The organism is Clostridium sp. MB05 (assembly GCF_046581255.1).
Classification (GTDB): domain Bacteria; phylum Bacillota; class Clostridia; order Clostridiales; family Clostridiaceae; genus Clostridium.
In genome coordinates, this window is the sequence record NZ_CP174370.1 from 2512581 (window position 1) to 2533776 (window position 21196).

Below are 21196 nucleotides of genomic sequence, written 5' to 3' on the forward strand. Positions count from 1 at the left end.
AATTTGAACAACTGAACAGTAAATTTAATATATTTCATATCAACCTCCAAAATAAAAATAATCTTCTTACAAGCTGTTCGCTAAATTGGAATTTACCGCACAGAATACTATTCACAATACCTTTTAAACAACGTTACTTTTTTGCTAACAAACAACTTTAAAATAGATATTGCAATTACATAACCAATATATTAACCCATTAAAATTACATCATCAATATCTGAATAGCGATCTAAAAAGAGTATGTAGTTTCTATTGATATACTACAAAAGAATGAAAAACCACTTGTTTATTAGATAATAAAAAACCTTCCATAAATACATATATTCAATTTATGGAAGGTTGATTTTCTTAGAGTTAATTAACATTTTGAAATGTTAATTATTCTATCTGCTTGATTTGCTAAATTTTCACTATGAGTAACCATAATTACAGTCTTTCTATACTGTTTGCTTAAATCCTTAATTAGGTTAAATGCTATTTCAGCTGCAGCAGAATCTAAAGATCCAGTTGGCTCATCTGCAAGAATTATATCACCTGGCTTCAGTATTGTTCTTGCCAGTGCCACTCTTTGTTGTTCACCTCCTGAGAGAGTATTAACCTTTTCATCTTTAAATTTTTCTAAATGAACCTTTTCTAATATTTCCTCTATTCTTTTATCCTTTTCCTTGGTAGTAATATTAGAGAAATTCATTGCCAGAAAAAGGTTCTGATATATTGTCATATCATTAATTAACGCAAATGATTGAAATAAGTAATTAATTGTATTTCGCCTTAACATTGTAGCTCCGTTGCTTTCTATTTTAGGAATTTCTTTTCCTTTTAGCTTAATCTGACCTGCATCCCTTGATTCTAAAAGGCCTATCATATTTAGGAGAGTTGATTTTCCACAACCACTTGGTCCAACAATTGAAATAAACTCCCCGTCTTCAACGGACAAATTTAGATTTTTAAATATATATCTTTTCCCAAATTTCTTTGTAACATTTAATACTTCTATTGCTTTTGCCATAATTCTACTCTCCTTTAAACGCCATACGTATGTTTTCAATTTCACATTTAGTCATATACCTTAAAAAAATAAGTATCTGAATAACTGCCACGATAAGCATTAACAGAAACCCAAACTTAGAATGCATAATAAGCATAATAATCAACTCAATACATATAACAGAAATAAGCATAATAATTGGCATGCGATATAAATTAATAAATCCATAGCCTAAAAATTTCTTAACATTAATTTTTTCCTGATTTGCAATTCTAAAAACTGTTGCAAGAGCAATTAATATTCCTAGAAGGATAAGCGTTAATATTAAAAATACCACTCCAAACCATGCAATTGTAGTCATTAAATCTTTCTGTAGTCCATCGATGTATTTTCCTGTATTTACAAATTCAGGATTATTGTCATCCAATTTATATTTTTCAAGTATATCATTATCAAGATATTTTTCTGCTACTGCTTTATTCACAAATTTTATATAACCATTAAAGCCGTTTGCTCTAAGACTCTCTGATTCAAAATAGGTCATATTTTCCGGTGTACATATATAAATAACCGGATTAATACATGTATTTTCATATGTTGACTTCGTATTCCATGTAAACATGTTATCTTTAGGAGTATATTCTATAAATTTTACATTCTTTTCTTTATTAAATACAGTACTGATATCTCCTTCATGTGGCATTTTTGTTGATGATTCTGTGAGCCAGTTTTTCATCTTAACTTTCTCATTTTCTGAATAAGATTCTGGTATCAGGTAAACTCTTGTTCCTGATTTTGCCTCATTTAGAATACTACTATCAACATTCAAATTCAGAGATTTTATATAATTTGGCGAATATAAAAAATACCAAAATGGGTTTTCAGGACTATCTTCATATACATTATTTTGTTTCCATCCATCTAACTGTTCATTATCGTGATACTTTGTATTTATTAGATATACTCCATTATCATCATACATACCTTTGTACCAGTCATAAAAACTTTGATCAAGCTCTTTTGAATTTCCACTAATGGAACTTTGATCATTCCCAATCGAAATATTTTTTAAAATCTGAAACTCCGATACACTACTCCACATTTGTGAAAGTCTTGCATTTTCTGATATGGTCTTCATAGGACCGTCTACATAAAGACCACAAAACACAATTCCCGCACTTACTCCAATATACGCCAGTATCCCAAAAATATACAATGTATTTTTGGGTATTCTGCCCTTAATTGCATTCAGTGGGCTAATTGATAGCTGAATTATAGCTGAAATTGCGACTTCTAATATTACCAATATAAGGTTTATAACTGCACATACTATGAAATAACTAATAAATAAACCTGTCATTTTGCTCCAACCAGAAAGCAAAATTCCTATAATGATTTGAATTGGAATATTTAGCAGTGCATAACCAATAAATATTCCTAAGGTTTCAGTACAATATGCGGTTCTTGACCATCCTAAAAGTGCCAATTTACCACTTTTACTTATGTTTCGTATAGTTATAATCATAAAATACACAGTATTTAAAATTACCTGAGCAAAAATAAATACAAGTATTATTGTTTTTGCAAAACTATCATCTGAAAAAAAACCTTTCTTCTCATTGAGTAGATCATCAGCTGGCACATTACACGCTAAAGCCAATCCCTGTATAAAAGCATTTTTATCACTATCATTTAATCCAAGGACAACGTAGTCTCCGTTGATAGTACCACTTTCTTCTATTAAATAGTTCAACTTTTTAAAAACCGTTTTTTGCCCAAATCTAAATGAAGGAATTTCACCAACACTGTAAACACTACCTTTATCTATACCAAGGGTACTTTCATCCACTTCTGATAAAAGGAGTTTATTAAGCATATCTTTCTCAATAACTTTTTTACCATAAAATTCAAATGAAACCTCGTTGTTTTCAACATCACCATATATGCCAAAAGTATAGCCTGAAAAATAGCCTTCATTATTTAACGCTGAATCTTTTCTAGCTATAAAGAGATTTTTTTCAAGTGCCTCATTATGTAGAAATTCTTCAATATTGCCTTTATGATCCTCAGAGATATTTTGAAGATACACATCGAGTGCATAATCTGTTTTCAAATATTTATTCCACTGATTTTGATACTTGCTATTTAGCATAAAAATAGCAAGTAAGGCAAGTAAAATGCCCTGCATTACTATTAATATAGCTCCAAGATAGCGAGCAGTACCAATAAAAGATACTTTCTTCATTATCTTCATATCAAATTGTCTCCTTTCCATATCATCAATATTCTAATTTTCAAAACACCATAAGAATTTATTTGTCAGTGATATTAATAAAAAAATTAAAAGATAACAAATATTCTTTCACTCATTATAACCACCTTTCACTTCATATCTTATAGTAAACAAAAAACTCGTATTTTCATCTACTTTGATTTTTCATCTTCTATAATTATTATAAATGGATTGGTGAAAATAAAATACTTACAGTTAGTGTAAGATTAGTAAGTTGATATTTAAATACTTTAAGTGATACTCTATTTATGTAATAAATGTTGACTATATTTTACAAAGAAAAATGGAAACCCTATAGGTTTCCAACAATAAGTTTTTATTATATTTGGATTTTAAGAATCTCTTCTTCACTAAATTTGGTATATTTCATTATTTTTTCTATAGGCTCTTTATCCTTAAGCATTTGTTTTTGTACACAACAATCTTTTATCTATCTTAAAAACTAATGTTTAAGTTCTTACCACTATTATATTAAATTATTCACTTTACCTCGACGAAATTCCTATTTATCTATTAGTTAAATATAAACCACTGCATAATTTAATATAGATAAATGTTACTTTCTTAATATTATAAAAGATAGGCTGTGTATAGCTTTAGTTATCCCCAAGACAATAAGTACCAAACAACATTATATTTTTAAAATTCAAATGGCTAATTTATCGAAGAGTGCATCTTTAAATAGCTGATTCCCTTTTGAGGTGCAAAATTTGAATTTGGTTATATATTAAAACACATTAAATTTGTTCATTATCTAATTTATATTTTCTATTTCCATTAATAATTCATAGGTACTAAATTTTCTATTTCCTAGTATAGTTACCTCAATTTCTTTATTAGGATATACTGTTGACTCAAAGCTAACACCAGGGTCTCCACCAGTTATAAAATATTTATAAATGCCATCATCTCTTTTTACTATATAAATACCATAACCATAGTATACGTCGTAATGAACATATACTTGTGGGGTCAATAATTCATTAGTAATATCCTTATTTAATAATTTATAATTTAATAATCCATCCCATAGCTTACTTATATCGTTAGCTGTTACAAAAACTCCACCATCTCCTCCTCCAATTATTGGGATTGAAAATATATTAGTTTTTAACGTACCATCACTATTTTCTTCGTATCCATAAGCACAGTTTTTAGGTAACATGTCCATACTAAAATAACCACTTGAATTCATTTCTAAAACATCAAATATGTGTTCTTTTACAAAGTCAATAAATCTCATTCCACTTACTTTTTCAACTATATAGGCTAGAATTACATATCCTCCGTTATTATATTGGTACTTTTCACCTGGCTTGAAAATACTTTTTTGCATTATCATAGACGGAAGAAAATCTTTTGGTTCTTTCAGCATATACATAGGAATAGTTATTTCAGTAAAATCTTCATAAAAATAATCTGGTAACCCTGAGGTATGCGTTAATAAATGCTTTACTGTTACATTTTCATCAAAATTATCACAATCTATATACTCTTTTAATAATGAATCAAACTTAAGTTTTCCTTGTTCAACTAACTTACATATAGAAATTGCAGTTAACAACTTAGCACCTGAAGCTATTCCGAACCTTGTGTTAATATTATTTATCCTATCATTTGAAATATCAGCAAAGCCATAAGCCTTTTCAAACAATACCTCTTCAGCTCTATTTATTCTTATGACACCTGAAAATTCTTTCATATTGTTAATTTTATCTTCTATTAATTTTATATTTAAATTTTTATTCATATAATTCTCCCCTTTTTAATCTTCTATAATCTCCAATGCTTTTGGATAACCATCTATTACTTTTCCAAAGCTACACTAATCTTAAAATTACAAAAATCATTCTAAATAAGAACGGCTGTTTTTTTCATAATATACCTCCAATAAAAAAAATCATTTGCTGCCAAATGATTTTTAGACGTACATAAAATAAACGTACTTATTTTTATATAACTAAGCACATCCATGATATATAATCTAACTTTGGCAACACAATAAAACGTACCCTCAGTACGCCTAAAAACTATGTCATTCCAAAATAGATTACTTAATCATTTCAGCACCTCTTTCGTATTTAATATAAATATTATACCATAAAATCCATATTATACCTAGACAATTATATAGTACTGTTTGAGTCAAGTAAAAGTGGTAATTTGAAATTCTAAAAGCTATGTTTTTCTTCATATTTAAACAGTAGATATTTTTTCAAGCTAATAAAAGCCTTAAATCCAGTAAAATCAATAGTTTGCAAAGGAGCTAACGTTTAGTTAAATCCCTTGTAGAGAGAAAAATTATTATTAAATAATTAACATTTAAATGCTTTTTGCATTAATGAATTAAAAATACTCTCTGATTCTTTTAGACTAATCCCCATTTCAAATTTGAATTTGTCGCTTGCAATATATTAAAATTGCTCATCATATCTTTTTATTATGTCTAATCAAATCTTATAATTTCTTTTTTATATACATTCATTGAACCAAAACCATAAATTATTTCTATAGATTTAATATCTAACCACTTTAATTCATAATCATTACATGAAAAAGGTTTGTAACCGTTATTAGTATCTATTTGTTGTTTCAAATCCTTTATAAATATGAAACCCTTTCTTTCGTAAAAGTTGCTCCACCCACTCATAAAAAAAGAATCTTCTTCTACAACTAATGTATTGGACTTATCAGGTGATTTAAAATAAAAGTAACTTTTAGAACTGTTTAATAGTAGATTTATAAATAGAAGTAATACTATACATATCACTGCTAAAAAATTTATTACATACTTTAATATTTTTTTTGTATTATAATTTAAAATTAACTTAACAATAGTTATAATGATTGAAATATTTACTAATAAATTAATAATCCATTGATTAACTCCGAAAACCATTATATATAAATCCAATTGTTTATTAAGTATACATATGAATATTCTAAACAATATAAATGCTACTAATGCAATTTTTAACTTTTTATTATTTATACATATCTTCATTAAAATTTTACCTCACAGTTAACCTAAGATTAAATTGATAACAATTGTCTTTTATTATTACTACGTTACCTTTAATACTTTAATACAATTGCTCAACACTTTAATTAAGTGTCAAATTCCTATTTTATCTATTAGTTAAATATAAACTACTGCATAATTTAATATAAATTTCATAATATTATAATAACATACCTATTCACAATGTAATTTACAATAAAACTCCTCAAAAAATTGGAATTTATATATTTCTGTTATCTTCAAACTGATCACAATAAAAATCAAAACTAATCAAAAAACTTCCCCTTATAAAAATTCTCATTGTCAAGTTTCTTTGCCGTCAGCCTGAACATGACGCAGCCATCTGGGCATACAATATCCTTGCTATATTTACCATTGCCACCAATGTTCTCTAAATCTCCGCCACTTCTGACTGACTCCATGATTGGGAACATAATCATCATAACCTTGGAACAGATACCCTGTCCATCCGAATTTATGGGACAGCCATAGGTGCAGGTATACTTATCCCCCACTTCCTCGCCGTTTCGGCAGTACCGCTCTGTATGGTCACTGCGAAGAAACCCAGTTACCTCAATTTCAAATTTGTACTCCTCATCATACCATTTTTTCATGATTAACCTCCAAATTCTAATTTGTACACTAGATTATCGATAAATTCCTAAATTCCAATCTAATCTACATATTGAAATTTAGTCATTACATTTTATACTCATACTCTACATTCTAACTGACAGTCACATGGTTCTTTTGCTATGTGTTCCTTACTGTATTCCTGTGCTTCCACACATCCCATTGCACGGTAGAATGCTTGGCTCTCTACTGCCGAATGCCCTGAAATATATAGTTTCTGTGCTCCATACTCTTTTGCCCATATTTTTGCCTGTTGAAACAATTCTTTCCCGATACCTTTTCCTCGCATGTCTTCTGAAACGTGAATATTAGATAAATCCAAATACTCTTTGTTTTTACCAAAGGGATTAGGTTCTATGGATACAAAGCCTTTTAAGTCCTTATTCAAGAATGATCCAAGTACCAATCCACCAGTTGCCACAGTGTTTTTTAAAGTGATAAACAGTTCAGCGTATTCTTCTTCCGTCCAGTCATCGATAAAAGCAACTTCTTTGATACACCACTTTCCATCGATTTTTCTCCAACACTTTGTTACCCTTTGATGACGCTGAAAGTGAGCAAATAGTTCTCGATTAATGCTTTCTGTCTCTATTTTAATATATTTCATATCAACCTCCAAAGTATAAATAATCTTCTTACAAGCTGTTCGATAAATTTCTATTTATATAAGTAGTTTATAAAAAAACTAATGCACATTGATATTTAGTTGTATGTCTAAAGTTTAATATTGGCATCTATTTTTTTATAAAGCTTTTTCTTTAAAAAATATTCTACGCTTATAAATACAGCAACTACTATTGCGAATTCAACTTCTAACATAATAACACTTACATTACTCATATCAGAAAAAGTATTAGCATTAATAATATTAGATTTATTTACTATTAATACTATTATAGTAATCACTAATGTGCATATCCCTGAAATACTCCATATTGAACTACATTTTTTATTAGCAGAAGCAAGTAAATTTGTATTCTTATAAAAATGATTTTTACTCTCATCTCCAGCCCCAGCAAATATCATTGCTATACGCATAAATAAATCTAATGTTTTATTAATCTTTTTATATAGATTATATTTATATAATAAACCTATACTAATCATTAGTAATGGAACAGAAATGTTACAAATTAAAATAAAAGTATTCATAAAACAACCTCCATATTTTATAGTGATTTTATAATCTCTAATATTTGCTAAAGTTACCTTGCACTGAAAATTAAAATGAATAATGGAAATATTACATCATTACTAAATTGAAATTTATTTAGTTTGCATCATGCTCATTTTTTAGATACTATTTTTTACTATGAGTACCCATGCAATTCTTCATATCAAACAATAATTCTATAAAGCTCTTGTAATATGGTATAAAATATCCTGCATCAATCATATTGATAATTTCATTTTTATCAGCCCACATAACCTTTTGAACTTCTTCATGTTGTAGTTTCAAGTCATTAATATCAATATCATGTTTCACTAGATAAAAATCATCAAAACCATCTTCAAAATTAATTGTTAATGAAGGACGTTTATCTTTAAGATTCAACTTATATCCTATTTCTTCAAGGACCTCTCGTTCAGCTGCTGATTGGCTACAATCACCAGATACAGCACTACCACCAACAGTAATGTCCCACAAATTTGACCACCCTTCTTTGAAAGGTTGCCTTTGCTGAATTAACATCTTTCCATCTGAATTAAAAATGCAAACATGAACTACCATATGATAAGTATTTTCTTTAAATTTACTTCCTCTTATCATTGTTGCACCGGTTTTAATTCTATCCCTGTCATAAATATCCCAAATCTCCATTTTTCACCTCACCAAATATAAGTAATTTTTACTTACCTTATAATTATAAATTTCTATTTTTCAACCTACTCTACATATTGGAATTTGTGCTACAAGATATGCCATTTACTTTTATTATCTTTCGGAATTATTAAAATAGCTTCCCAGTTGTTCTTTACCAGACATAATGTGAGCAAAATCAATACTGTTCAAGTCAATATCATCTACTTTAAATATATAGCCTCCTCTACAATAAAATCCTATAAAAAATACCTTATCACATTTCTTGCATCTGTAATAATGGCTCATCGTATATCGATCCTCTTTTTCACAATGTAACGCTACATCCTTAATATAACTATCTCCTGCATAAAGCTCAATTATCTCCTGTTTTTCCAAATCATTGAGCCTATTAATATTCGCAATATAATCACCATGGCTCTCGCCATTAATCATATTCTCAACTACCATGCATTGGCATACAACCTTTTTAGTGGATTCTGAGTTCTTCATTCCTTCTTTTGCTAGTTTATTAAATAATCTCATAATATTCATCTCCCAATTATAAATGACCTGTTTATTATTAATATATATAAATTCAGATTGCTTTTTTAACATTCAACCCCACCCTAAATTGGAATTTGTTAACCTTCAAAGCTATATGAGAATGGAATTAAATCCTTTGCTAATACCTTTCGTAATCCATCATTTGTTTGTATTATCACTTCACATTCAGGGCAGTAATCTGATAACATTTGCCTACAATTTCCACATGGAGATAATATTTCATCTCCATTTTCACCTCTAACCGCAACAATGCATTCAAATTGTTTTTCTCCATTTGTAACAGCGGTTCCTATTGCAACTTGTTCTCCGCAAACTCCATGCAAAGAAAAAACGTTCATGCCAACATATATCTTACCACCACCACATTTAACCGCTGCAGCAACAGTATGATTGTAATTTTTTTTATCATAATTTTTCTTTATTATCTCAACTGCTTTTTCAATAAGCTCAATATCTTTAGAATCTAATTTTCTCAAATCTACCCCTCCAAATTCCTATTTCCCAACCTACTCTACATATTTAAAATTTAGCTTTTAGAAATATCAATATTCCTGAAATAATGTTTTTTATCAATGATAACTTTATATCCATCACTTAATACTTTATACGTTCCTGCATCTAACGGACTTTCTATCCATGATGGATCTACAATACCAAATTCAATTTCTCTGCCTTCCTTATACCATACTCTAATTGAAGTACACTTTCCATAATATTCAGTTTGTTTTTTATCAATATTTCCAAATATTTTCGTAAAATCTTGATTTTTAACCATAGTTTCTTTGTTTGATGTAATTATACAAAGGTCTATATCAGAAGTGTTCTTATTTGTTCCACATGCATAAGAACCTACTACAATTACACTTTCTATATGTAAATCTCCTTTTGCCCATTCTTCAACATCTTTCAAAAAATTTTCTATCGTAATCATATATCCTCTCTCAAATTACTATTTATCTATTAGTTAAATATAAACCACTGAATAATTTAATATAGATAAATTTTATTTTCTTAATATTATAATAACACGATTTTCCATCTATATTTAAATATTATTTTAAAAGACTTAACACTACAAATGGTATATATTATCTAACATACAAACTTCAAAATTGAATAAATTATAAACCAAATTAAAAAAGCTATGAAAATACTCATAGCTTTTTTAATATAATTAAGATTATTTAAGTTCATCTAAGTTTATTTTAATAGTTTGATCTGTTAATAGTTCTAAATATTTGGGATGAAATAATGAAATAACAATATCATCAGATAAGCTTAACTTCGGATATACATAGGTTGCTTTTATCTCCAAATCTCCTTTTACTTCTTTATTTATTATTTTTATTGGTAAATATCTATTAGAACCATTAAATATTTGTAAGTTTTGTTGTGTTGCTATATAACCTTTTAATTCCATTGTAATTAAGGTCTTATCATCTTTATCTTCTATTTTTTCAACCTTTAAGCTTCCTAAATCTAATAAATCTAAATCTACTCCTTCCATTAAGCTATATTGTTTTTTCCTATCATTCCCATCCCCTATAGGTCCTGAATTACTTGCAAATGTTATAATAGATAGCGTTCCATTTTTACTAGGATTCTCATATTCCTCTCTTATTATAATTCCCTTTTCATTTTTATCATTAGTTTTACCTTTAAATTCCAAAATCCCTTTTTCACTATCCCATAAATACGTCATAAAATATATTCCATTATCTACTGAATCACTTGCATTAATCATTTCTAATGTTATTCCAGTTGGTGATTTAATTAATTTACTAACTTCTGTTGTAAGACCATCTTTAGAAATATTTTTATTTATATCTAACTCCTTTTTTGGTACACTATTACTATCTAATGATATTTTTAATGGTTCTGATTCAACTGCTACAGATTTTACATCATTTCCTTTACCGTATATGTCTATACTATTTATTTTTATATATCCTTCTAATTTTTCTGGCCAAGTATCTCTACTACTTGATTCTATTCCATAACTTATCATTCCAGCATAAGTATAATCGTCTACAAAATCTTTTTGCTCCAATCCTCCCATGCCCTTTATATCAGCATTAATATTTAATTCAGTATTTAAATAATATTCTTTCGTTCTATCTAATGGCTCTTTACTATTAATCTTATAGAAAAAAACTAATTTACCCCCATCATAATATACATTTTCAATATATATATTATAATTTTCATTATTTATTGCATAATCTTCTCCTATAGAATTGTTGCCATATCCCTTATCTACCTTATTATTTCTAGTAAAATACTCTAAAACTCCATTAACAAAAGGTATTTCCTTAGCACTTATTTTTCCAAATACCCCTAATGATATAGTACATATGAGCATTATGCTTGCAGCAACTATAGCTCTTTTATAATTTAATAACTTTGACTTCTTTTTATTATTTTCACAAACTATTTTTGCAATCTCTTTAATATCCCAAGGTTCCTTAACATTAGAATTCCTAGCCATTTCTCTTAATTTTTTATCAAAATTTTCATCCATGCTGCTAATCCTCCTTTAAAATTTGATATAGCTTTTCTTTTGCTCTAAAAACTCTTGACTTGATTGTACCTTCTGGAATAGATAAAATATCTGATATTTCCTTGTAAGATAAATCATCAAAGTAAAACAATATAGTAGGAATTCTTAAGTCTTTAGTTAAGGATGAAACTGCATTATAAAGATCTATTTTATCTTCAGAGTTAATTGAATATGTAGATATATTTTCAATGTTCTCTGTATTAACTAACTTTTTATTGGCATTATATATCTTATTACATTGATTAATTAAAATTCTTATTGACCATGTTTTAAATAATTTTATGTCCTTTAAAGTGTGTAGTTTATTGTAAATTATTATAACTGTATTTTGAATTGCATCCTTTATATCCTCCTCAGAAAATAAAATCCCTTTTGCTACTCTATAATAAGCAGTTGAATTTAATTGAATTAACGATATGAAAGCTTCCTCTTCTCCCTTTTTAGCAAGCATTGTTATATGTTCAAAGTTATCTAATGTTTTATCTGTTATGCATAAAGATTTCAAAATTCTCACTCCTTTTACGTATATTAGATACTTAAAATTCATCAATAGTTTCATAATTTATGAAATTTTTTAATAATTTTTAAATAAAAATATACAAAAACCAAGGGACTTATCCCTTGGTTAATAGCTATAATATTTTTCATTAAATATTGTAACATAATTTTCCATTAGAACACATAACAAAAAATATATCATTCCCTTTATCTTGATAAAAATAAATCCTATTTTTTTAATTTATTCAAATACAACTAAAATCAGAAATGATAAAATAGAGAAAAACAATTCTATAGAAAGTATCAATTATGCATAAAAAAGCCAATAAAACTAGTTAAGTTTCACTGGCTTTTCAATTTAATTCGCATAAATTTAAAATACTACGGAACAATTGAAATTAAATGAAGTTAAGTTATCTGAATATGAAAGTATAATCACTGAACTTAAAGAAGAAAATAGAGGTTTAAATAGTGATAAAGATGCCCTAAATAATAAAATTGATAGTATCACTAATGAAAAAACAGAGGAATATATAAGCATTACGTATTTAGTCACCCAACTTTACCTTACCAAAGCTTGAAAATTATTCGCCAGCGAGAACCCTCTTTAGACTTGCATTTATAGCCTTAGAGTCTTCAGGATGTGCCAAAAGTAATTCATTTGACTTTAAAATAGCTGCAGAGTGCGTGGTTTGTACTGATTGTTTTACTTTAGGATCATCAATAGAATCAATGTAATCCTTTTGCTTCTGCCAAGCTTCTTTTATTAAGTCATAGTATTTTTTTTCAGTTGCTTCTGGTTGTGTATCTGGTTTCGTGTCTTGTTGTGTATTTTTTTGTACATCCTCTTGTTTGCTTTCTACTGCATTTTCAACAGAGGGAGATGTAGTTTTTACACTTTCTTTTACCGAACTTTGAGTGCTGCTAACCAATTGGCTTGTACTTGATTTAGAAGAATTATCTTCTCCTGATGAATTATTTTTCTGTCCACATGCAACAAGTGACAGAGATAATAACAATAATCCTAATTTCAAAAATAGCTTTTTATTCATTTCACATCTCCTCGCAAAATAGATATTCTATTACACATTTTAATACTATTACGAATTTATTATAACATATATTACCAAATGCCGTATTATTCAATTTTCAAAGATCATTTAGTTCGCAATAATTTCAAATTGTTCATAATATATTTGAATTGCGAACTAAAAAATACCGTATAGTCACTTTTGAATAATGCGGTATTTTAATACGTTATCTATTTTTCACTTAATAATTCATAATTGATAAACTAAAATTTGGCGAACACGGATTATGCTTATACTATTCGCCTATTCTTTTTGTCGTATATCACAACAGTTACAATTGAAACAAGAATAATCACAGCATTTGCGACAATGGTTCCCGCACAAGTCATAGTCATAGTGCCAAAGATGGGGGATACCGCATTGAACATGGTATGGAATAATACGCACATAAACACACAGCCTTTTCCTGATATTCTGTAGATTGCCCCGTTGAAAAACCGAAACGCCATGAGTTGAACTGCAAACATCCAAAAGTTGATGAGTCCCTCTCCGTGATTAGTTCCTGGAATGAAGAAGAGAGGGATATGCCAAAAAATCCAAATGATTCCAACGAAAACAGAAGATAAAACAAAGCCATATTTTTTGTCAAGCTCAGGCTGCAATATGTACATCCAGCCAGCTTCCTCCAAGCCACCGATAATAAGGCCACCAGGTAGGGAAAGGAAGAACGTATAAAATGGAAGTACCATTTCCGTGCGGCCTGAAACTACAATATGTATCAAAAAATACAGTGCAAGTCCTGCAACGACGAATAAATAAGGAAATATGTTATTTTTGGCGTAGAAAACAGTTTTCAACCATTCCTTAAAATCTGCTATTTTGTTATTCTTCTTCAGAACGATATATGAAGCAATAGCAGGTGACAAAATATAGATTGCAAAAGGAATATTCATCCCGAATTGCTGTAACGAGTGAACCCAATTGTAAACCGAATATCCGAATTGCCCAAGAGCAATCAAAGCACCTGACACAAGATAGGCTATGCAAAATGTCAGCATTGTAAATTGTACTATGATTTTTTTATCTGTCATGATTTCTTCACCTCACGTTTTGAAGTATACATTAAATTTTAATGGATGAACGCTTTGACTTTTATCACCTAATGTTTGATTTCTGCTAATTCAAAGTTGTGCTCGCGAAAATAATCCCCATTACAAATTCCAATTTATTTATCTAACCTAAATAATGCCTAATTGGTAAGCCAGAATTTTTTTGCTAGATATTTAAATACTCCTCTATAAACATTATTTGTCTTTTTATAGCTTCATTTATGGCTTTCTGAATCTCAAAATTGCAATTTGGTATATAGTATTCTGGTAATCCTGTATGAATTTCCATAGCGCTATTCCAATCTTGTCTAATATATTCTGATAATTCATCAATATCAGAATATCCATTATTCCTACAAATATCTATATTCTTTACAATGATTTCACAAAATTTAAAGCATCTAGGTAATGCCCCTTCATCGTGTCTTTTTATATAGCACAATAAAGCTATGATATTAAGCTGAATTGTTTCTATTTGTTTAGTAGTAAATACGTTTTTAGGCATTTTCCATTTCCCCCTCCATTAAATTTTTATTTATCTATCTAATTCTAAAATAAATTATGACATATTTTTACGTTTATTATTATAGTAAAATAGTTCCCTTTGCCAAAATAGCTACCTCTCCAGACACTAATATTTCTTTTTCAGAAATGCTCATAGAAACCTTAATTTTACTAGGTCTGCCGACAAACCTTCCTTGATTTATTATAATCTCATGACCTACATTAAAAATATTATGCTTATATAAATATGCACCTAATGGTCCAGCTGCACTTCCTGTAGCAACATCCTCAACGTTTCCTTGATTATCCCAGGTCCGTCCTTCTATATAATTCACATCAAATATATAAGCAAATTTAGCACCTACTTCTTTTAACATTTCTTCAAATTTAGAACTAATTATTTTTGCATTCTCTATTCCTGAAGTTAATGGTACTAATAAGTATGGTAATCCTGTTGATACAACTTCCATAGGAAATTCTTCGCTTAAATTCTCTTCTGACAAGTTCAATGCATGTACATATTTATTTCTCTTCTCTTTTGAAACTTCACAGAGGAATTCCGCTTTTCCTTGATTCATTTGTACTTCATAATATTCCTCTATCTTTTTTGAATTAACTATAATTGTTTTTTGATTTAATTGAAATGTAATTGCTATATCTTCTTCATTTCTAAAAATATGACTATGAATAGTAGCAGCTGCTCCCAAAATAGGATGCCCCGCAAAATCCAATTCTTCATCTACTGTAAAAATTCTTGCACTAAATATACTATCATCTATTCTTCTCACAAAAATTGTTTCAAATTGCTTAAACTCTTGTGTTATTTTCAACATAAGATTATCTTCTAATTCCTCATTACAAAAAACAACAGTTAATCCATTGCCAGATAAAATCTCATTGCTAAAAACATCAACATGAAAATATTCCATTTTAATTCCTCCTTATATAAAAAATATAATTAACATTTATTTTGCCTAAAATTATAACATATAGTGTAAATACCGCATTATTTAATTTTCAAAGAACATCTTTATCATTTACTACGCAAAAGTATCACATTACTTGTTAGTATCTTTAAGTTTCCTTATCTCATCAATAATGGCATATGTACAAAGTAATACAGTAAAAACAATTATTGTAGCAACTACAATACCCATTTGCTCTTGTTGAAATCCTAACATTTGAAATAAAATAATAAATACAAAAACAATAATAAATGATAATATAAAAGACTTAATTAAATTTTTATTATTACTCATAACTTCTCTCCCAAAATATATTTAATCTCAAATATAATACAATTATCCATATTTAATTTCATGTTATTTTTTAGATAAATTCAAATTTATCTCTTTGTTTTGCTCATATTTGATATTTTTTCAAAAGCAAATCCAATAATTGCTCCGACTATTATAGTATTAACTATCGTCCATATCGCTCCACTCAAAGAAGATGAAAATGTATATATAAGCGAGGACAAAGACACCAAAAGAGAAACAACAATTCCTTTTAAAAATGAATTAATTTTAAAATCACATGCGGATATTAGCAAACCAATAACTACCCATGTTACCCCAGTTGATAAATATACTTCTGTATCAAGACCTGTCGCAAACAATAAAAATGTAATATTTATTATTGCTCCAATAATTCCACAGATTATACCAATAAGATATTTGTTTACCTTCATTCCAATCCCCTTTCAAATCCCTATTTATATATTAGTTTATTAAATAACCATATCATAACTCCACACTATTATAACATATTCTTCCAATAACATCTGTTCAATTTTAAAGAATATTTGCATCGTACTTTCTGCATATTACAACATAAAAAATATCGCAAATTCATTTCTGAATTATGCGATATTTTTTATGTTATCTATTTTCAACTTAATAGTATGCTATTTAGAACCTCCACATAAACTATAATTTAAAATGGAGATTATGCTCATTTTCTGTACTTACGCTTCTCAGTTTTCACAGCATCAACAATCGCATAAACAATAACAAAACCTATTACAAACCACATCAAAATGTATGGCAACTTCCACAGCGTAAATATGTGTAACGACAAAAGAGCAAAGACTGCAGCTAAGCAGGCAAATACAACGGTAACAAGCTTATATTCTGCTTTTTTATCTGCTTTCTTTCTTTCTTCTTTCGAAAGCCATAAATATGAATTTGAAAAAATAGGGCCTCTACATCTTATTGTAAATGAGACATAAACCACTAAAGCAATAGCAATAAATCCTACAATGCAACCTGAAACAATGCGCCATGTTTCCATATCATCACCTCACAAAGTATAAATTTTCTTCCTATGAAACAGCCAGGCGAATTCCTATTTATATATTGGTTTATTAAACAACTATCTCACAACTTTATATTATTATAACATATTTTCCCAATAATATCTGTTCAATTTTAAAGAATATTTGCATCGTGCTTTCTACATATTGCAAAATAAAAAATATCGCAAATTCATTTCTGAATTATGCGATATTCTAATACTCTATCTGTATTTAACTTAATTATTCCAAATACTTATGAACTATCCTTAGGATTCTTCATTCATAATTCCTAACTTATCAAATATTATAAATGCTAAGTTTAAAGCAATTCCAACTACAGCTGCTAGTCCCATTCCTTTTAACTCTACAACACCTATACTTAATTTTATACCACTTAATCCAACCATAAAAATAACTGATGTAAGTATTAAGTTTCTTGATTTTGAAAAGTCTACTTTCTCTTCTATAAAAGTTCTAAGTCCGGATGTAGCTATAGTTCCAAATAATAATAAGCTAACACCACCTACTACTGGAGTCGGTATTGTACTTATTATAGCTGAAAGCTTACCTGAAAACCCTAATATGATTGAAATTATTCCTGCACCACATATTACATATACACTATATACCTTTGTTAATGCCATAACTCCAATATTTTCACCATATGTAGTAGTTGGTACTGATCCAAACATACCTGAAATCATAGTTGATAATCCATCTCCTAAAAGTGATCTATGAAGTCCAGGATTTTTTGATAAATCTTTACCTACTATGTTACTAGTAACCTTTAAGTGTCCGATATGCTCTGCTATTACTACGAATGTAGCTGGAAGTATAGTTAATATAGCTGTTATATCAAATTTAGCCATTTTTATTTGTGGTACTGTAAAGAACCCTGCATTGCTGATAGAAGTAAAATCTACAAGTCCCATAAAACAAGCTGTTATATAACCAACAACAACTCCTATTAAAATAGGTATTACCTTTAAAAATCCCCTAAGTAATACACTACTTAATATAACTGTTGTAAGAGTAATCATTGATACTATAACCCAAGTTGTGTTAAGTTCTGGTGAATTTGATCCTCCAACTGGGAAACCTGCCATATCAGCTGCTGTACTAGCAAGCTCTAATCCTATTATAGTAACTATTGCCCCCATTGCAGCTGGTGGAAATAATTTATCAATCCAGCCTGTACCTGTATAACCTACAATAATTGCAACTATTGAAAAAACAAGACCTGAAACTACAAAGCCTCCTTGTACAGTTTGAAAACTATAACCTTCACTAAGTAATAAAAATGTTGGAGCTAAAAAAGCAAAACTTGATCCTAAATACGCTGGTATACCTTTCTTTGTTATAAAGGCATAAAGTAAAGTACCAATTCCATTGAAAAATAGTACTGTTGTTGGATCAATATTAAACAAGATAGGTACTAAAATAGATGCGCCAAACATGGCAAATAGATGTTGAATACTTAATGGAATTGCCCTCCCCATTGGAACTTTTTCATTGACATCAACCATTAAAATTTCATTTTCTGACGTTTTTTTCATATTATTGTCTCCCTTCTTAGTTTCTCAGAACTAAATTAAAAGTGTTTTTTCAAATATATCATTTTTTTTATTAAAATACAATATTTTTTTACATTTGATAAATAAAAAACTTTATATATTTTTACTTCATATATTTATTAACTAACTCATAGCATCTTTCCTTTGTACTTGCTGCTAAACTCGTTACTCTATTTAAAGGTGCTATTGTTCCACCTTTGTTAGCATCAGCAGCTGACTCACTTTTTTCATCTCTACTCTTAATCCAATTAAGCTCTTCATCTCTTAATTTATCTATTTCTTCTTTTGATAATTGTTTCTCTAATTCAGCATAAGCTTCATTTAGCATGTCATCCCATTGTTTAAATTCTTCATTAGCTGCATCAATCATATCTTGAGTTACAGGACTAGCATATTTTTCTTTTAATGATGTTTCTAAATTAACTTCTAACTTATTTAATTTTTCTAAATATATTTGCTTCGTTGAATATGTGTTGGTATTATCCTTGGATGAATCAATTCTATTTTCATTTTCTATCTTTTCTGAAGAAGTTACTACTTTTTCTTCTTTATTAGTTTGTGCTTCCTTTTCACTTACTCCATTACTACATCCCACTAAAAATAATGCACATGTGCCTAAAATACAAATCTTACTTTTAATAAATTTACTCATAATTCTTCGCCCTTATTTTTATTGTTATTTAATTTATCTTTCTAAAAAATAATATGATGAATATTCTCTTCCATCATGTCCAATCAATTTATTATCTGTAAGTGAAAAACCAAGTTTCTTTAATGCAGTTATCCTTTTAGTTGCCATATCAATAGCTTTTGTTGCCACCATGTCACATTCAAATAGTGAATATACTTCATCAATAATTAGGCTTAAAATATTTATTATTATTTCTTCTTCTTCATAATCACTTCTTAAATCCAAGCGAAGTAAACCACAATTATTAAAATAATCTTCTGAATCTCTATGAAATAATTCTATTGTACCTATTACTTCATTTATATCTTTATCAATAATTGACCATCTTACAAATCCCTTACGATTATATTCAAATTTCCAATAATCAATAGCTTCTTTCATTCTTTTTTCAGAAGTATAATAAAAATCATCGCCACCACAATTATCACTATTAAATAGGGGCACTGCCTTTATGTCAGAATAAACTTTCAATAAATCATTACAATCATCTTCCAAAACTAATCTTAACTTATATCTATCATTTTCGAACTCTGGACAATTAAAATAGACATTACACATAATAATCTCACTTTCAAATTCCTATTTTTTAACCCACTCTACATATTGGAGTTTCAAACTATATAGTCAATACACTTAAATCTGTTTTTTCATACCGATTATGCCCTTTCAATCCTTTTTTATATTTCCAACACTTAATTGCATCTTCAAGAGATCTGCCCTCATTATTAGCAAAAAAATCTCTAATATAAGTGTTGTATTCAAACTGTCTATCTATGGTTGTTCTTACTTTTTTCTTTTCTTCTAAAATTTGATAATAGGCATCTATTGCCTCTTTATATGTCTTTCCTGTATTTTCTTTCAACCACTTTTGAAATGTCACAGGGAAAGAAAATGAATCTCCAATTCTTTTCTTAAAAAAGGCTCTGTGCTTTTCTGAACAAACGAAATTATCTTCAATTTTACTTTCTTCTGTTATAGTTTGAACATCAATTACTTTTGTTTTCTTTCTAGATTCTGATTTTCTCTTTTCTCCTGTATCTAAAAAATGTGAAATTCTATCAGTTAATTCAATTTTGCCACCACTTGTTGATAGTCCCTCGTTTCTGCAAAATGTAACAAGTTCTTCTTTCAGATAGTAATACTCTTGAAAAGTTTTACTATTCAAATCTCTATTTAATATTGGTCTTTTAGTCATTCATCTTCTCCTACAAATTCCTATTTTATCTATTAGTTAAATATAAACTACTGTATAATTTAATATTGATAAATATTATTTTCTTAATATCATAATAACACAATTTCCCATTTATATCTAAATATCCTTTTCTTTTAAAAGAATCCCACACTACAAATTACATATTAATTCACATAGGTATTTACAGAAATAATAAAAGCTATTGTAAACCACATTTTTTATTGTTCACAATAGCTTTATTTTTAATTTATTTTATTACTACGTAGTTACCGCATTTATTTTTTAGTAACTACTTGAGCTGAAACCTTTTATGTTAATTCTCCATACTCTGTTTTTATAAACTTATTAGTTGTTATATTATCTATTAATTCTAATATATCTCCAATAGCTACATCTTCTTTTACATCTCTAACAGAAAGATTGATTTTTTC

At 28.3% G+C, this 21196-nt stretch carries 24 protein-coding genes; all 24 read right to left on the minus strand.

The window, feature by feature from the left end:
• Positions 1–361: 361 nt before the first annotated feature.
• The 24 genes from ACH36K_RS11690 to ACH36K_RS11805 all read right to left on the minus strand — a co-directional run bounded on the left by ACH36K_RS11690 (position 362) and on the right by ACH36K_RS11805 (position 20765).
• Entirely contained in the window at positions 362–1012 is a 651-nt protein-coding gene (locus ACH36K_RS11690) for an ABC transporter ATP-binding protein (RefSeq protein ID WP_411167802.1), read from the minus strand.
• A gap of 4 nt (positions 1013–1016) precedes the next feature.
• The gene (locus ACH36K_RS11695; protein WP_411167803.1) at positions 1017–3245 is read right to left on the minus strand and encodes a hypothetical protein; all 2229 of its coding nucleotides are present in this window, start codon (positions 3243–3245) and stop codon (positions 1017–1019) included.
• A 793-nt stretch (positions 3246–4038) separates the two neighbouring features.
• Complete coding sequence (locus ACH36K_RS11700; protein WP_411167804.1) at positions 4039–5034, minus strand: serine hydrolase domain-containing protein; 996 nt, start codon at positions 5032–5034, stop codon at positions 4039–4041.
• Positions 5035–5730: 696 nt separating this feature from the next.
• On the minus strand, positions 5731–6288 hold the full coding sequence (locus ACH36K_RS11705) for a hypothetical protein (protein ID WP_411167805.1): 558 nt from the start codon (positions 6286–6288) through the stop codon (positions 5731–5733).
• 284 nt (positions 6289–6572) lie between these two features.
• Positions 6573–6920, minus strand: a complete 348-nt coding sequence (locus ACH36K_RS11710; RefSeq protein ID WP_411167806.1) for a TIGR04076 family protein — start codon at positions 6918–6920, stop codon at positions 6573–6575.
• A 98-nt stretch (positions 6921–7018) separates the two neighbouring features.
• Complete coding sequence (locus ACH36K_RS11715) at positions 7019–7546, minus strand: GNAT family N-acetyltransferase (protein ID WP_411167807.1); 528 nt, start codon at positions 7544–7546, stop codon at positions 7019–7021.
• A gap of 107 nt (positions 7547–7653) precedes the next feature.
• On the minus strand, positions 7654–8091 hold the full coding sequence (locus ACH36K_RS11720) for a hypothetical protein (RefSeq protein WP_411167808.1): 438 nt from the start codon (positions 8089–8091) through the stop codon (positions 7654–7656).
• A 148-nt stretch (positions 8092–8239) separates the two neighbouring features.
• Positions 8240–8761: an NUDIX hydrolase gene (locus tag ACH36K_RS11725; RefSeq protein WP_411167809.1), complete on the minus strand. Its 522-nt coding sequence runs from the start codon at positions 8759–8761 to the stop codon at positions 8240–8242.
• Between the two features lie 114 nt (positions 8762–8875).
• Positions 8876–9358: a hypothetical protein gene (locus tag ACH36K_RS11730; RefSeq protein WP_411167810.1), complete on the minus strand. Its 483-nt coding sequence runs from the start codon at positions 9356–9358 to the stop codon at positions 8876–8878.
• Between the two features lie 26 nt (positions 9359–9384).
• The gene (locus ACH36K_RS11735) at positions 9385–9783 is read right to left on the minus strand and encodes a cytidine deaminase (RefSeq protein WP_411167811.1); all 399 of its coding nucleotides are present in this window, start codon (positions 9781–9783) and stop codon (positions 9385–9387) included.
• A gap of 50 nt (positions 9784–9833) precedes the next feature.
• The gene (locus tag ACH36K_RS11740) at positions 9834–10238 is read right to left on the minus strand and encodes a nucleotidyltransferase domain-containing protein (protein WP_411167812.1); all 405 of its coding nucleotides are present in this window, start codon (positions 10236–10238) and stop codon (positions 9834–9836) included.
• 249 nt (positions 10239–10487) lie between these two features.
• Positions 10488–11828: a DUF4179 domain-containing protein gene (locus ACH36K_RS11745; protein ID WP_411167813.1), complete on the minus strand. Its 1341-nt coding sequence runs from the start codon at positions 11826–11828 to the stop codon at positions 10488–10490.
• Positions 11829–11832: 4 nt separating this feature from the next.
• Positions 11833–12381 carry an RNA polymerase sigma factor gene (locus ACH36K_RS11750; RefSeq protein ID WP_411167814.1) on the minus strand — a complete coding sequence of 183 codons (549 nt, stop codon included), beginning with the start codon at positions 12379–12381 and terminating at the stop codon, positions 11833–11835.
• A gap of 568 nt (positions 12382–12949) precedes the next feature.
• Positions 12950–13417 carry a hypothetical protein gene (locus ACH36K_RS11755; RefSeq protein WP_411167815.1) on the minus strand — a complete coding sequence of 156 codons (468 nt, stop codon included), beginning with the start codon at positions 13415–13417 and terminating at the stop codon, positions 12950–12952.
• Positions 13418–13686: 269 nt separating this feature from the next.
• Positions 13687–14487 (minus strand): CPBP family intramembrane glutamic endopeptidase, encoded by an 801-nt coding sequence (locus tag ACH36K_RS11760; RefSeq protein WP_411167816.1) that lies wholly within the window; start codon positions 14485–14487, stop codon positions 13687–13689.
• 184 nt (positions 14488–14671) lie between these two features.
• Positions 14672–15010 carry a hypothetical protein gene (locus ACH36K_RS11765; protein WP_322413123.1) on the minus strand — a complete coding sequence of 113 codons (339 nt, stop codon included), beginning with the start codon at positions 15008–15010 and terminating at the stop codon, positions 14672–14674.
• A 79-nt stretch (positions 15011–15089) separates the two neighbouring features.
• The gene (locus ACH36K_RS11770; protein WP_411167817.1) at positions 15090–15938 is read right to left on the minus strand and encodes a PhzF family phenazine biosynthesis protein; all 849 of its coding nucleotides are present in this window, start codon (positions 15936–15938) and stop codon (positions 15090–15092) included.
• 129 nt (positions 15939–16067) lie between these two features.
• Positions 16068–16268, minus strand: a complete 201-nt coding sequence (locus tag ACH36K_RS11775; protein WP_411167818.1) for a hypothetical protein — start codon at positions 16266–16268, stop codon at positions 16068–16070.
• Between the two features lie 86 nt (positions 16269–16354).
• Positions 16355–16699 (minus strand): hypothetical protein, encoded by a 345-nt coding sequence (locus ACH36K_RS11780; RefSeq protein WP_411167819.1) that lies wholly within the window; start codon positions 16697–16699, stop codon positions 16355–16357.
• A 263-nt stretch (positions 16700–16962) separates the two neighbouring features.
• Positions 16963–17301, minus strand: a complete 339-nt coding sequence (locus ACH36K_RS11785) for a DUF3784 domain-containing protein (protein WP_322459139.1) — start codon at positions 17299–17301, stop codon at positions 16963–16965.
• Positions 17302–17571: 270 nt separating this feature from the next.
• Complete coding sequence (gene uraA, locus ACH36K_RS11790) at positions 17572–18861, minus strand: uracil permease (RefSeq protein ID WP_411167820.1); 1290 nt, start codon at positions 18859–18861, stop codon at positions 17572–17574.
• A 121-nt stretch (positions 18862–18982) separates the two neighbouring features.
• On the minus strand, positions 18983–19531 hold the full coding sequence (locus ACH36K_RS11795; protein ID WP_411167821.1) for a lysozyme inhibitor LprI family protein: 549 nt from the start codon (positions 19529–19531) through the stop codon (positions 18983–18985).
• A 33-nt stretch (positions 19532–19564) separates the two neighbouring features.
• The gene (locus ACH36K_RS11800; RefSeq protein WP_411167822.1) at positions 19565–20128 is read right to left on the minus strand and encodes a GNAT family N-acetyltransferase; all 564 of its coding nucleotides are present in this window, start codon (positions 20126–20128) and stop codon (positions 19565–19567) included.
• A gap of 58 nt (positions 20129–20186) precedes the next feature.
• Complete coding sequence (locus ACH36K_RS11805; RefSeq protein ID WP_411167823.1) at positions 20187–20765, minus strand: DUF6434 domain-containing protein; 579 nt, start codon at positions 20763–20765, stop codon at positions 20187–20189.
• Positions 20766–21196: the final 431 nt, after the last annotated feature.

Bases quoted from the DNA above. Each gene is read 5' to 3' on its own strand.
- ACH36K_RS11730 (WP_411167810.1), bottom strand. From the start codon at position 9,358: ATGTTAAAAAAGCAATCTGAATTTATATATATTAATAATAAACAGGTC.
- ACH36K_RS11765 (WP_322413123.1), bottom strand. From the start codon at position 15,010: ATGCCTAAAAACGTATTTACTACTAAACAAATAGAAACAATTCAGCTT.
- ACH36K_RS11700 (WP_411167804.1), bottom strand. From the start codon at position 5,034: ATGAATAAAAATTTAAATATAAAATTAATAGAAGATAAAATTAACAAT.
- ACH36K_RS11795 (WP_411167821.1), bottom strand. From the start codon at position 19,531: ATGAGTAAATTTATTAAAAGTAAGATTTGTATTTTAGGCACATGTGCA.
- ACH36K_RS11690 (WP_411167802.1), bottom strand. From the start codon at position 1,012: ATGGCAAAAGCAATAGAAGTATTAAATGTTACAAAGAAATTTGGGAAA.
- ACH36K_RS11775 (WP_411167818.1), bottom strand. From the start codon at position 16,268: ATGAGTAATAATAAAAATTTAATTAAGTCTTTTATATTATCATTTATT.
- ACH36K_RS11705 (WP_411167805.1), bottom strand. From the start codon at position 6,288: ATGAAGATATGTATAAATAATAAAAAGTTAAAAATTGCATTAGTAGCA.
- ACH36K_RS11740 (WP_411167812.1), bottom strand. From the start codon at position 10,238: ATGATTACGATAGAAAATTTTTTGAAAGATGTTGAAGAATGGGCAAAA.
- ACH36K_RS11755 (WP_411167815.1), bottom strand. From the start codon at position 13,417: ATGAATAAAAAGCTATTTTTGAAATTAGGATTATTGTTATTATCTCTG.
- ACH36K_RS11725 (WP_411167809.1), bottom strand. From the start codon at position 8,761: ATGGAGATTTGGGATATTTATGACAGGGATAGAATTAAAACCGGTGCA.
- ACH36K_RS11760 (WP_411167816.1), bottom strand. From the start codon at position 14,487: ATGACAGATAAAAAAATCATAGTACAATTTACAATGCTGACATTTTGC.
- ACH36K_RS11720 (WP_411167808.1), bottom strand. From the start codon at position 8,091: ATGAATACTTTTATTTTAATTTGTAACATTTCTGTTCCATTACTAATG.
- uraA (WP_411167820.1), bottom strand. From the start codon at position 18,861: ATGAAAAAAACGTCAGAAAATGAAATTTTAATGGTTGATGTCAATGAA.
- ACH36K_RS11780 (WP_411167819.1), bottom strand. From the start codon at position 16,699: ATGAAGGTAAACAAATATCTTATTGGTATAATCTGTGGAATTATTGGA.
- ACH36K_RS11745 (WP_411167813.1), bottom strand. From the start codon at position 11,828: ATGGATGAAAATTTTGATAAAAAATTAAGAGAAATGGCTAGGAATTCT.
- ACH36K_RS11770 (WP_411167817.1), bottom strand. From the start codon at position 15,938: ATGGAATATTTTCATGTTGATGTTTTTAGCAATGAGATTTTATCTGGC.
- ACH36K_RS11715 (WP_411167807.1), bottom strand. From the start codon at position 7,546: ATGAAATATATTAAAATAGAGACAGAAAGCATTAATCGAGAACTATTT.
- ACH36K_RS11695 (WP_411167803.1), bottom strand. From the start codon at position 3,245: ATGAAGATAATGAAGAAAGTATCTTTTATTGGTACTGCTCGCTATCTT.
- ACH36K_RS11800 (WP_411167822.1), bottom strand. From the start codon at position 20,128: ATGTGTAATGTCTATTTTAATTGTCCAGAGTTCGAAAATGATAGATAT.
- ACH36K_RS11785 (WP_322459139.1), bottom strand. From the start codon at position 17,301: ATGGAAACATGGCGCATTGTTTCAGGTTGCATTGTAGGATTTATTGCT.
- ACH36K_RS11805 (WP_411167823.1), bottom strand. From the start codon at position 20,765: ATGACTAAAAGACCAATATTAAATAGAGATTTGAATAGTAAAACTTTT.
- ACH36K_RS11710 (WP_411167806.1), bottom strand. From the start codon at position 6,920: ATGAAAAAATGGTATGATGAGGAGTACAAATTTGAAATTGAGGTAACT.